The sequence below is a fragment of the Bradyrhizobium genomosp. III genome (assembly GCF_000261705.1).
GTDB classification, from domain to species: domain Bacteria; phylum Pseudomonadota; class Alphaproteobacteria; order Rhizobiales; family Xanthobacteraceae; genus Bradyrhizobium; species Bradyrhizobium ottawaense.
Genome location: NZ_AJQF01000381.1, coordinates 1 through 12,072, shown reverse-complemented (window position 1 = coordinate 12,072; position 12,072 = coordinate 1). Strand labels below are relative to the sequence as shown.

The 12,072-nt window shown below is 59.5% G+C and carries 13 protein-coding genes and 1 tRNA gene; 10 read left to right on the top strand and 4 right to left on the bottom strand.

Features of this window, described 5'->3' with window-relative positions; genetic code table 11:
- Positions 1-73 precede the first annotated feature (73 nt).
- The 9 genes from IC66_RS0130930 (at position 74) to IC66_RS0130890 (ending at position 7,502) form a co-directional block, all read left to right on the top strand.
- Positions 74-1,354 carry a tyrosine-type recombinase/integrase gene (locus IC66_RS0130930; protein ID WP_049806679.1) on the top strand — a complete coding sequence of 427 codons (1,281 nt, stop codon included), beginning with the start codon at positions 74-76 and terminating at the stop codon, positions 1,352-1,354.
- Entirely contained in the window at positions 1,351-1,821 is a 471-nt protein-coding gene (locus tag IC66_RS46540) for a hypothetical protein (RefSeq protein ID WP_157158111.1), read from the top strand. Before IC66_RS0130930 ends, IC66_RS46540 begins: the two co-directional genes overlap by 4 nt.
- Before the next feature lie 382 nt (positions 1,822-2,203).
- A complete protein-coding gene (locus tag IC66_RS42725; protein ID WP_083859357.1) occupies positions 2,204-3,100 on the top strand; it encodes a DUF7146 domain-containing protein in 897 nt (298 codons plus the stop codon).
- A complete protein-coding gene (locus IC66_RS0130920) occupies positions 3,090-4,493 on the top strand; it encodes a phage/plasmid primase, P4 family (RefSeq protein ID WP_049806677.1) in 1,404 nt (467 codons plus the stop codon). The genes IC66_RS42725 and IC66_RS0130920 overlap by 11 nt, the downstream gene beginning before the upstream one ends.
- A gap of 613 nt (positions 4,494-5,106) precedes the next feature.
- Entirely contained in the window at positions 5,107-6,003 is an 897-nt protein-coding gene (locus IC66_RS0130910) for a phage major capsid protein (RefSeq protein WP_157158110.1), read from the top strand.
- The gene (locus IC66_RS0130905; protein ID WP_038950235.1) at positions 6,000-6,359 is read left to right on the top strand and encodes a hypothetical protein; all 360 of its coding nucleotides are present in this window, start codon (positions 6,000-6,002) and stop codon (positions 6,357-6,359) included. The genes IC66_RS0130910 and IC66_RS0130905 overlap by 4 nt, the downstream gene beginning before the upstream one ends.
- Positions 6,343-6,564, top strand: a complete 222-nt coding sequence (locus tag IC66_RS0130900) for a hypothetical protein (protein WP_157158109.1) — start codon at positions 6,343-6,345, stop codon at positions 6,562-6,564. The genes IC66_RS0130905 and IC66_RS0130900 overlap by 17 nt, the downstream gene beginning before the upstream one ends.
- Before the next feature lie 196 nt (positions 6,565-6,760).
- Positions 6,761-7,159, top strand: coding sequence for a hypothetical protein (locus IC66_RS0130895; protein WP_038950232.1), 399 nt, complete (start codon positions 6,761-6,763; stop codon positions 7,157-7,159).
- Positions 7,152-7,502, top strand: a complete 351-nt coding sequence (locus IC66_RS0130890; RefSeq protein WP_038950231.1) for a hypothetical protein — start codon at positions 7,152-7,154, stop codon at positions 7,500-7,502. The genes IC66_RS0130895 and IC66_RS0130890 overlap by 8 nt, the downstream gene beginning before the upstream one ends.
- Before the next feature lie 91 nt (positions 7,503-7,593).
- On the opposite strand, the gene IC66_RS0130885 is transcribed toward IC66_RS0130890, so the two are convergent.
- The 3 genes from IC66_RS0130885 to IC66_RS0130875 all read right to left on the bottom strand — a co-directional run bounded on the left by IC66_RS0130885 (position 7,594) and on the right by IC66_RS0130875 (position 10,444).
- Positions 7,594-8,424: a hypothetical protein gene (locus IC66_RS0130885; RefSeq protein WP_157158108.1), complete on the bottom strand. Its 831-nt coding sequence runs from the start codon at positions 8,422-8,424 to the stop codon at positions 7,594-7,596.
- An 838-nt stretch (positions 8,425-9,262) separates the two neighbouring features.
- Positions 9,263-10,141, bottom strand: coding sequence for a hypothetical protein (locus IC66_RS0130880; protein WP_038950228.1), 879 nt, complete (start codon positions 10,139-10,141; stop codon positions 9,263-9,265).
- A 213-nt stretch (positions 10,142-10,354) separates the two neighbouring features.
- Positions 10,355-10,444: transfer RNA gene (locus IC66_RS0130875), tRNA-Ser, on the bottom strand.
- A gap of 194 nt (positions 10,445-10,638) precedes the next feature.
- On the opposite strand from IC66_RS0130875, the gene IC66_RS0130870 reads away from it, so the two are divergent.
- Entirely contained in the window at positions 10,639-10,980 is a 342-nt protein-coding gene (locus IC66_RS0130870; RefSeq protein WP_038950227.1) for a hypothetical protein, read from the top strand.
- A 109-nt stretch (positions 10,981-11,089) separates the two neighbouring features.
- Here the strand turns inward: IC66_RS0130870 and IC66_RS0130865 are convergent.
- Positions 11,090-12,072, bottom strand: a 983-nt coding sequence (locus tag IC66_RS0130865; protein WP_038950225.1) for an alpha,alpha-trehalose-phosphate synthase (UDP-forming), incomplete at its 5' end; no start/stop codon positions are given.

Sequence of the window (12,072 nt, the reverse complement as noted above, 5' to 3'; positions counted from 1 at the left end):
AACCCCGATATTACCCGCTAGAAGTCGGAGCCAATCCGGGGGTCGCCCCGGGGGTTCATTCGGAGCGGGATCGATGAAGCTATCGGTAAAGGGCATAGAGCGGGCGCTGAAGAAGCCGGGACGCTATCGAGACGGGCGGGGGCTCCTGCTCCAGGTCATCTCGCCTACGAATGCGAGTTGGATTTTCAGATACGAGCGCGTCGGGCGGGAACGATGGCTAGGTCTCGGCCCACTCACTTTGGTCTCGCTCTCGGAAGCTCGCGACAAGGCTCACGAAGCACGGAAGCTACTCTTCAACGGCATCGATCCGATGGAGCAACGGAAGAGGGAGAAGGCGGCACGTGCTGCAGAGCCGAGCTCGACGCTTTCGTTTGAAGAAGCCGCCCGGCAATACTTCGATCAGCACCAGCAGAAATGGCGAAACACGAAACACCGCGCGCAATTCCTATCGACGCTCGAACAGTACGCGTTTCCGCTCATGGGACGCGTCGCGGTCAGCCAGATTGACACGCCCCGGCTCATCGCGGTCCTAGAGCAGCGCCACGCAAACTACCCGGATCAGCGGCTTTGGGACGCAATCCCCGAGACGGCCAATCGCTTGCGCGGCCGCATCGAGCAGGTGCTGGATTGGGCGACGGTGCGTGGGCATCGAAAGGGTGACAATCCCGCGCGCTGGAAAGGGCACCTCGACAATGTCCTCCCCGCGCGAGGGAGTATCCGAAAGGTCAGGCACCACCCCGCCCTCGCCTTTGTGCAAATTCCAGACTTTATGTCCGATTTGCGCAGGCGCGAAGGTATTGCAGCGCGCGCTTTGGAGTTTCTGACCCTAACCGCCGCCCGCACCGGTGCGGTCATTGGCGCGCGGCGCGATGAAGTCGACTTCGACCAGAAGATTTGGACCGTGCCTCCCGACCGGGCAGAGACGAAGATTAGCGTGGATCAGCCGCGCCGGGTCCCGCTAAGCGATCGGGCGATGGTTATCCTGAAGGAGTTGCCGATTGAAGACGATAATCCGTTTCTCTTTATTGGCGGCAAGGCTGGATCGGGCCTGAGCAATATGGCGATGGCCGAGCTACTGAAGGACATGGCTTGGCCTTCCACGACGCCGGATCGGATCGCGACTGTCCACGGCTTCCGCTCGACCTTCAAGGATTGGGTGTCGGAGACTACGAACTATCCCAACCATGTCTCCGAAGCTGCGCTATGGCATATTGTGGCCGATAAGGTCGAGGCAGCTTATCGGCGCGGTGATCTGTTCAATAAGAGACGGCGGCTGATGGTGGATTGGGCGCGGTACTGCGCCGCTCCTCCGGCGGCCAGCGCTAAGGTGCTGCCGATGAGGGGTGCGCGATGAGCAAAACCAGAAGAGCAAGCCAGTCAAACAGTCTGCAGCAGTCGTTCGAGGCCGACGCGGGCAAGGGAGGGCTTAGCGAATGGCCCAGCGACAACGCCTCAACGCTTTCCATTTCACAACGTGACTGGCCATGGATCGACGCGATTTATGCCGCCGATGCAAAGTGTGATCCAGAACGACTGATCAACCTGATATCTGCGAACAAAGTACCCGCTCCCATAATGCCCTTTCTCGCTGCACTGCTGAAGGCTCGGCTGGGCCGCAAAGCTGGTCGGCCAAGCATTCTTCCGACATCGACGGCAATCAGAAACCACCTCGCGCTAGAAGACGTTCGCAAGTTGGTCGAGGAGGGACGGCCTGTGAAAGCAGCAGTCGCCGAAATCGCGCCTCGATGGGGGATGTCGGCAAAGTCGCTCGCTGATCTAAGGTCCGGCAGGCGCGGCGATGCGCGCAAGCAGCAGCCCTAGCCCGCCCGAAATCCCCCGTCTTTTTAGGCGTACAGTTTTTAGGAGAAGGTTCGCTCCGGCCCGGATCACCCCGGCACAACACGGAGCGAACTGCATGCCCCAGCACCGAACGAAGACAGCCCCCGAACCAAAAGAAAAGAAAGAGCGGCGGCGGCCGCCTCCTGTCCTTTGCCCTGATCACTTTTACCGATTGGCTGACGGCCCGCACTTCTTTGGATATGGCGCAACGGTTCTCGCGGAAAAGATCGAGGCTGGCGAAGTGCCGAGGCCGGTTTCTCTATCAAACAGCGGACGCGCGCGCGGTTGGTTTGGCCGAGCCATTCTTGCGTGGCAGAGGTCGAGAGAAGAAGCGGCCGCGAAGCAAAGCGCGTGAACCGGGCCGATGGGCTACTACAAGGGACTTCTCATACGCCGGGCCAATGCCAACGAATGGCGAATGCCCGAAGAAGAAATTGTCGTCGACTTGGCCGCTATAGCAGCAGCCCTTAGTGGAGAGGTTGACGGTAACTTCGTCCGTTGTCCCTCGCCGGGGCGTCCGCCGGATGATCGATCGTGCTTTGCCCGCTTCTACGCGCCGGAGAGCTTTTACATCTATGAATGCGACGGGAGCGAGGGGGCCGCCTACGCCTTTGTGCGATCTCGACTGAACTTGCGCGAGCCCGTTCGTCGAGATCAGAGCGAAATCATAGGCGCAACTCTCGCTTCGGTGGACTGCAGTTCGGCTGATGGGACGGTTGTCGAGCAGTATCTGCGTGGTCGCGCTTTGATATTGCCCCTGCCCTCGTGCCTGTTGTTCCATAAGCGCTTATTCCACAAGCCGAGCGGTTCCTTCTTTCCGGCTATGATTGCAGAACGACGTGACGTTCATGGCGCGATGACAGCGATTCATCGAACCTTCCTGGACTGGGATAGCCCAAGAAAGGCTCCCGTTGAGCCGCAACGGATGGACCTTGGGCCTACTGCCGGCACCGCGATCCGACTATCCCCTGTCGCCGAAGAGCTCATCATTGGCGAAGGGATCGAGACGACGCTCTCGGTGATCCAAGACACGGGGTGTCCGGGGTGGGCGGCCGGCTCAGCGAAGGCGATGGAACTTCTGATGCTCCCATCCGAGGTTCGCCGCGTGACGATTGCCGCAGACGGCGATGAACCGGGAGAGCGGGCAGCACGTCGCGCTGCTGCGCGGTGGGCGGGAGAAGGCCGCGATGTGAGAATTGCGCGTGCGCCACGCGGGAAAGATTTTAATGATCTGCTGATGGAGGCGCGCGATGGGCGATAGCATCGCTCAAATCGTCGATGCCGCGCGAAAGATAAGTGCTGCTGACCTCGCTCCCCCTTTCTCCGAGGAAGCTCTCGCACTGGAATTTGTGAGCCGGCACCGCCACGAAGTGCGCTACGTGGCGAAATGGAGCCGATGGCTCATCTGGGACGCCGGACGATGGCGGTTCGATGACAAGCGCCGGGTCTACTCGCTCGCGCGAGATATCTGCCGAGAAATTGCTCAGGGCATCAACAAGGAGAATTTGGCGAAGACAATTGCTAGCGCGAAGACGCGTGCGGCCGTTGTAAGTCTAGTTTCCGACGATCCTAGGATTGCGGCGACAGTCGAACAGTGGGACGCAGATCTTTGGCTGTTAAATACCCCTGATGGCGTTCTTGACCTAGCAAATGAGATACTGCGGCCTGCCCGACCAGACGACTACATGACCAAAACCACAGCAGTTGGTCCGAACGGCGAGTGCCCTAAATGGCTTGAGTTCTTGGTGAAAGTAACCGGCGGCAACGCCGAGCAACAGAGCTATCTACAGCGCGTGTGTGGCTACGCGTTGACTGGAATGACTCGCGAGCATGCGATCTTCTTCCTTCATGGACTTGGAGCCAACGGCAAGAGCGTATTCCTCGCTACAATTGCTGGTGTGATGGGCGAGTATCACCGGGTGACGCCGATCGAGACTTTCACAGCGAGCATGTCCGATAGACATCCGACTGAGCTAGCGGGGTTAATGGGCGCTCGGTTGGTAACTGCCACTGAGACAGAGGAAGGGCGACAGTGGGCGGAAAGTCGATTGAAGCAGCTTACCGGTGGGGACACCATCTCTGCCCGCTTTATGCGTCAGGACTTCTTCGACTTCACGCCGCAATTCAAGCTGATGATTGCGGGAAATCACCGACCGGGATTGCGCTCGGTTGACGAAGCAATTCGACGACGCATGAACTTGATACCATTTTCAGTAACGATCCCCCGAGAGGATCGCGACACTGAATTGACGGAGAAATTGAAAGCGGAGTGGCCCGGTATCTTGAAGTGGATGGTGGACGGATGCGCCGAATGGCGGCGTGTTGGCCTACAACATCCATCCTCCGTCGTAGAGGCCACCGAGAGCTATTTGGCAACCGAGGATAGCTTGCAAAGGTGGTTGGAAGAGTGCTGCCGGACGGGACCTCAATACTGGACCCAAACCAGCCTTTTGTTCGCGTGCTGGAGGCAATGGACTGAGGCCGCGGGGGAATTCTCAGGCACCCAAAAGCGGTTCTCGCAAAGATTGGAGAGCCACAATTTCATGCCGGAGAAGGAAAAAGGTCAGCGCGGCTTTAGGGGCGTCACGATCTACCGAGAGCCGCCCGATCCCAAGAACGCCACAAGCCAAAAAATTTGGGAGCCGCCGTGGTAAGGAGCCTCGGCCAGGACGGATCGGACGGGAAGGCCTATTTTAAACGCCCGCGCGCGCGTAAGCGTACGTCGTTATCCGTTTCTCCCGTCCGATCCGTCCGGCCGCGCGGCGTTGGGCTCAGTCGGGAGAAGAAACCCGTGACGACGAAAAAGAAACCTGCTCGAAAGTGCTCCCCGAAGGAACGGGATCGCTTTCGGCGCTGGCGGCGCGGCGAAGGCCGGAAGTACTGGGTCTACGCGTCAAACGCTCTCCTCGCGGACGCGCTCCGCCGGGGGCTCCTATCCGAAGCGGACGCGACCGACCCGGATAGGGTCGCCGCTCGCCTAGAGGCGATGCTGGCCGACTGGTCCAAGCTCCGGGATTGTTGGGACGCGCACCACCCGAAATAAATTTTGTGCCCACGCTACGTTGGTAGCGCCGCTCCGATCCGGGAGCAACTATATTTCGGATTATGAGCATTTCAAGAAGGCCGCTTCTGGCCACCGATAAATTCCGCCGCGACCGCGCCGCGCCTTTCGTCCGTGCAGCGGTCGCAACGCTCCTGGCGAGCGTCACCAACGGCTTTCCGGGCCACATCGCGAAGGCGACCTGGCCCGGGGACATCGATACATCCATGCTGCTCAAGGCGGCGACATCGCCAGCAACGACATCATCGAGCAATTGGGCCGGTTCGCTCGCCAGCACCGCTGTCGCGGACTTCGTCTCTGTCATGGGCAGCGCGAGCGCTTCGGCCGCGCTACTCGCAGATGGGCTGGAACTCGCCTTCGACGGGCACAACGGCATTCTCGTGCCGGGTATGGTGGCCCACCCGAACAACGTCAGCTTTGTTGGCGAGGCCGCGCCCATTCCGGTCAAGGCCTTGAGCCTAGATGGTCCGACACTGTCTCCAAGGAAGTTCGCGACGATCATTCCGTTTACGCGCGAGATATCAACCATCGAGGCAATCGTGCGCGCGGTTCTCCTCGAATCACTGGGGCTGGCTTTCGACGCCGCAATGTTCTCAAATTCCGTCGGCAACTCGATCCGCCCGCCAGGATTACTGCTCGGCATCACCCCAATCGCGCATTCGACCGCAACCAGTCCGCAAGATGCCATGATCGCCGACATCAAAGCGCTGGTCTCGGCCGTTGCACCTATCGCGGGCAATGGCGAGGTTGTGCTTGTCGCCGCCACAGATCAGGCCGTCGCCCTGCGACTACGGCAATCGCGCGAGGTGTATCCAGTTCTCGCCTCCGCTGCGCTCGCTGCCGGAACGGTGATCGCTATCGCGCCAAGCGGGCTTGCCTCAGCTATCGACCCCGTGCCAAGGTTCGAGATCGCAAGCGAAGGCGCGCTCGTCATGGACGACGCGGCTGGGCAGCTTAGCATGGTCGGCACTCCCAATGTCGTCGCGGCTCCGGCGCGCTCTCTCTTCCAGACCGACACGCTCGCATTGCGCGTCATCCTTCAAATCTCTTGGGGCCTCAGAAGCTCGTTAGCAATCGCTTACATGACGGGAGTGGCTTGGTGAGTTACGAACGCACCTGCGCCGCTCTCGCAAGAGCCCACGAAACGTTGGGACGCACGTCTGGCATCAACGCTGACATCGCGGAGCGGCGTGCTCGCGAGGCGCTAGGGCTGATCCCCGAGGCGTACACACCCCCACCAGAGTCAGAGCTGAAGCCGACACCGACCGAAGACGACGTTGACGCTCAACGCATCCTCAGCAGCTCACTCTTCCATAATGTGATGACAATGGTCCTTGGAGAAATAAGAGGAGAGCTGCGTGACGAGATTAACGCATTGCGTACCGAGGTCCAGTCGATGAAGCGTCGACGCAGAAGAAAAAACAAGAGTGAGGATGACAGCGATGACCACGCAAGCTGAATTTGACGCCATGGTCGAGCAAGCTCGGAGCGAAGCCCTCAACTACCGGCCGCTGAAGCTCGCGTCAGTTCTCGCATTCACGTCGGTTCAAGTCGTCGGTGACGACAACCAGTTCGCTCGGCTCGCCTTGGCTGGCATCCTGACCGGTCTCGCCAAAGAACTGCGCGATGGCGTTCCGAATGTCGTTGAGCTGCGCACCCAATGAGCCGTTCTCGCCCTCATTGGACGACAGCTCCGACAGAAGGCGGCTCCGGTCTCTGGGTAAGCACGCCGAAGGGGACCGGAGCCGCACGCTTTCAAGAGACCCGGGGGGAGGTCATCGCGGAGGAACCGACGCCGATTGCAGTGCGGCCCGCAGGACAACAACCTTCACATGTCCTTAATTTTTCATTATGAGACCAATGGCTAACCAGCAATCGACCGTGGTCCGTCTTGATGTAGCCGGCACACCTCTCCCGCTGGTCGCGCCCTCGTCCCTGACGGCAGCCGAACGCGCGCTCTTCAACGAAATCGTCAATGCCTGCGACCCTCGCCACTTCGCGAGAGGCGACGTTCAATTGTTGGTCTCACTGGTTCAAATCACGCTCGCGGTCCGCAAGCTCGCCGCCGTCGCGAACCGGAAGCCCGCGCCCGGCGCGTTCGTCTCGTTGGAACGGATGGCGCGGCTGCAAGCGAGCCTCGCGACCAAACTGAGGCTCAGCCCCCAGAGCCGCCTTGATCGCAAGACTGCGGGACGGTTGGTCGCGAAGCAGCGCGGCGCGAGCTACTATGACCGCGCAACGGACGACGACGATGAATGAAGCGGATCAAGCCGCGCTAGAATTGGCGCTGTCGCGCATCGTGGGCAATCCCGAGCATTCGCAACACGGGCAGATCAGCGACAAACTCGCCAGCGAGCCTTGGCTGGACGTCGCGCGGTTCGCGGCTTCGTCCGAGCAGATCGACGCCCTCAACTTGAAGCCATGGCAGGCCGCGCCATCGCAAATTGACGATCCGGAGGCCGTTCTCGCGTTGGGGACGGCGCATCCCGACTACAAGGCCGCGAAGCTCCTACAGAAGATGCTCGCGCATGGCGTATCGCGGTATGCGCCTGATCCCATTCTCGCGATCGAGAGGGCCAAGCTTGGAAAAGCGCGACAATGAGCAGGAGCAGCGGCGTCGCGAGAAGAGTAATGACGAGACACCCACGCCCGATCTCACGAGCCTGCCGCCGGAAGAATGGTCACCTTGGCCCCTACTTCGCCCATTCAAAGACGTCGGTCGTTACTTTGGTTATCCGAAGGGCCAGCGCATAAGCAAAGAAGAATGGCCAAATAACCCACTGCCCTAAACCGAAGATCATCTCCACATCTTCATCGCGGGACGATACCTCTTCTGAAGGAGCTTCCTGCATGAACTCGGCCCAGTCCTTCAACCTAATTGCAACGATCGAAAAGGGGGAGAAGAGACTAGGCACGAGCAAGTCGCGCGGGAAAAGCATGGCATATGGCATCATAACTTCGTTATCAAGCCGTGCCTTGATGGATCTGATCTGCTCCGAGGGCATGTGTGGCTTAATCTCCGCCGAAAGCCTCTTTAGTCCATCGCACGGAGCCTTCGATTTCTTCGCAATTGTGCCTTCACAAAGAAGCTTATTTAGATCAGCGACTGACGAAAGCACTTTTTCCCTTACTGGCTCTTCAGCCGCTTGATGGGCTTTCATGAATATCTTCGTGATTACTGCATCCCGTTGATGTGAGTAGCTAGCAGCGGCTCCAAGCATGCCAATCGTCGCGGCGCCTAAGTACCAATAATCGATCCTCCTCACCTTCCGTTGAGTGAGGTTCACGTTGAGTGCATAGTTTGAATGGGCAGAGCAAAGAAACAGACAGAATGCGAGAACCAGATAAGCGAAGAAGCCAACTTTGAAATAGATAGCAGCTGCCAAAGCTGCGAGCAGGACAAAAACGCCAATTGTTGCCGCGTAACCTACGATCCGACGCCCGCGCGGAAGTGAATTACATAGGTCGATGAACTCTCGGAATGTCTTAGGTTTCGCCTTCTCAGGCATTGTTTCATCCACCACCTCGGTCCTCCCCAGAATAGGCGACAATGTATCGCAGGTAGTGAGTGAAGGCGGCGCAATCCCCGCGTCTATCCCCGGATTTCCTATGGAAGGCGCACCAAACCCGTGAGCCGCCGTCGTGGCCTCCCCCTTGAAAGGCTTCCACCCCGGCCTACATGCGTGGTGATACCGAAATAGTCGGAGCGTGTGACCGCGGGGCACCTTGACCGGACGAAGTACAGGCTAACCCACCCGCAACACTGCTGGCCTAATGCGTGAACCGGCTACCGCAAGGGACCTCACGCAAGGGGATAGGAGACACCTATGGGTGTATTCCTCGTTCTCGAAGCCAGTCAGCCGCACGGTACGACCTACCGTATCGGCTTCGGATGGTCCTTCCATCCGGCGCTGGCTTCGGTAGTCGCCGCACTAGCGCGGTTGATCTAAAGGGAAAGGCACCTCGGAGACGGGGTGCCTTTTTCTTTTGCCTTAAAGAGGACCGTGGAAGCTCGTCAGAAAGGACTCGCTTCAGTTGTACTTTCCTGATGAGATCTAAAGACGTGTCTGATTCGCCACACCACCGGTCGCCATAGCTACACAGAGGGCTACCGGCCCCGGAAGGAGGTGTATTCACATGGCACGTATTGGTCGTAGCGCCGTCACCGGTCGCTTCACCACGGTTAAGACAGCGAAGGGGAAACCCAACACACACGTTGTCGAGACCATCAAAACCGGCAAGGGTAAATAACCCAAGCTAAGTTTTGCGGCGGTGTCCGGCTCAACCCCGGCCCGCCGTTTTGCTTTCTAGGTGATTCGTAGAAAAAAAGATTCTGCTTTTTTCGCTGTCGGGTCGCATTCACTATGCACTCGCTGCCGTCACCAGTTTAAGCTCAGACTGGCCGGCCATGTCGCGTAAATCCTTCGCCAGCTCAGTGATGGTAACGATGCCGAGCTTGAACAGCGTATCCGCCGCCATCTCGTCCAGAGAGTCGCTTGGATGCATCAAGGGGTTTCGATCCAACTGCCTCATTCTATCCAGCATTGATGCGACTTTAGGCGAAGGATAACTGGCATTACTTTCCTTCGCCTGCGCTGCTAGCTCCTCAAGGGCCTCGATGTAGTCATGCCAACTACGGAAGCCCTTTTCCTTTCCGCTCACGGCCTTGTAGTAAGCGGACATGACAACCTCCAACCCACGTAGGGTGTGGAAACCACAAGCCGTAAAGCTCTCCAAAGCTAGGCAGCGGCCAGCCTGTCGAATTTCCGCAAGAGCAGCATCCGGAACATAGGGATGTATTGAGCTGTGAAGATTTTCTTGGGCACTATGGAGCAATGTCGGAACATCAAAGCCGACCTTCTTCTCAACAAAGTAGGTCTCTGAGTTGCGACACTCGGCACTAAGAACATGGCGAAACTCATCAAGCTTGGTCCGGAGCGAGTAAAGCGGCCAAGTTGCAAAATCCTGGTCCAAATCTAAGCCGGCCTTAAACTTGCTACGTCCGGGCCCATCATAGAAATAGTTATTCAAGACCTCGCGCAGCGCGTTGATGACCTGTCTTGCGCTGTCTCGCGTAAGTGGGAAGGCTGCCTGGTCGGCTTCGAACTTTCGGAATGACGTCTCGAGTCGATTACATGCAAAGAATACGTCTAGCCCTTTCCGCTCACCATCCAAATTGGGGCGGCATTCAGCCAGGGTTTCGGCCAGCTCGAAAAGGTCCAAAACTTCCAGGCGTTTCACGGGACTGATTCCTTCTTCTCCGCAACGAGAAGGACTTATCACAACCACAACGATTCTTTGCCCCGTGCGACACCGGGTGGCGAGTTCGGGCTGTTAAGAACATCTTGCGGACGAAGCGTGTCCAAGAGCGGGCCCGCGGGCCGTCGCCAAGCCGGGGGTTTCGCCGGGGATTTCACGCCGACGCTGAAAATTCAGCAATGATTTCAGTGATCATGGCGGAGAGAGTGGGATTCGAACCCACGGTACGGTTTCCCGCACACACGCTTTCCAAGCGTGCGCCTTAAGCCACTCGGCCATCTCTCCGGAGCGCCCTCTCTTGAAGGGGCGCCGATGATTTTGCAAGGGATCGCGGGGAAATCGGGTGAATTTTCCGTAAGATATTGTATTTACGGGATAATATCTGGCGTGGCAGATGCCTTGACCGGCTTGCCGGCTGAACCGGTGACGGGTTTGGCGCGACGATTCACCTGAGAACAGCAGACACGACCGGGGACGCCATGACCATCCGCAGCACCATCGTCGCCCTTGGCCTGATTTCGGCCCTTGGCTCCGCCTTCGCCGTGCCCGCCGCCGCCCAGGTCTGCACCCGGCAGGGGGTCGATGTCAGCTGCAACGACGGCCGGCGCGGGGTGCTGTCGGGCGACGCCATCATCTGGCCGGACGGCACGCGCTCGAGCTCGACGCCGCATCCGAGCGTGATCATCGGCAACAAGAGCTCGGTGCATGTCGGGCCCGGCGTGTTCGTCGGCCAGGGCAAGGGCATGGCGCCGATGGACGATCCCAACGCGCCGAACAAGCGGCAATGCGCCATTCTGGATGGGGTGTCGTATTGCTATTGAGGCCGCAGTCGTACGCCGTCATGCCCGGGCTTGTCCCGGGCATCCACGTTCTTAAGGACTTGGGGTGAGACGTGGATGGCCGGGACAAGCCCGGCCATGACGCGGAATCCTATATCAGCCTTACGCCTGAGATCGCCGACTTCAGCCAGCGCAGAGCCTGCGGCGGCTGCGTGGCGAGCGGGGTGACAGCGGCCTTCTCCGTCCGGCACTTCTCGAGCTCGGCGACGAAATCGGCCGACCATTGCTGGATGGTGTGGCCGCGCAGCTTCTTCATCATCGCGTCCCAGCGCATCTTGCGCTCGGTGAGCGGCATCGCGGCGGCGATCGCGATCGCGCGGGCCATGCCGTCGATGTCGTGCGGATTGACGACCAGCGCGGCATCGAGCTCGTTGGCCGCGCCTGCGAATTTCGACAGCACCAGCACGCCGGGATCGGCCGGGTTCTGCGCGGCGACATATTCCTTGGCGACGAGGTTCATGCCGTCATGCAGCGGCGTCACCACGCCGATCTGCGCGGTCCGGTAGAGCCCTGCGAGCACCGCCTGGCTGAAGCCCTTGTTCAAATAGCGGATCGGCGTCCAGTCGACCTCGCCGTGGCGGCCGTTGACGTCGGTGACGAGGCGCGCGACATCGTTCTGCAGATTGCCATAGGCTTCGATGCCGCCGCGCGAGGGGTTGGCGATCTGCAGCAGCGAGATGCTGCGCAAGAATTGCGGCTGTTCGGTCCAGAGCCGGTCGAACGCGCTGATGCGGTTGACGAGGCCCTTCGAATAGTCGAGCCGGTCGACACCGATCGCGAGGCGCTCGCCATTGAGGCTGCGCCGCAGCCGCGACACGTCGGGATGCGAGGCCGATTTCGCCGCGTATTGCGCAAACTTCTCCGCATCGATTCCGATCGGGAAGACCTCGCAGCGGGTGCGGCCATGCTGCGAAATCGCAACGCCGTCCTCGACGGCGAGGCCAAGCTCGCTCGCGACGTAGCCGAGAAAATTCTGGCAATCCTCCTCGGTCTGGAAGCCGAGCAGATCGTAGGCCAGCATTGCCGTGATCAGCTCGCGATGATTGGGCACGCCCTGCATCACCGCGGCGACCG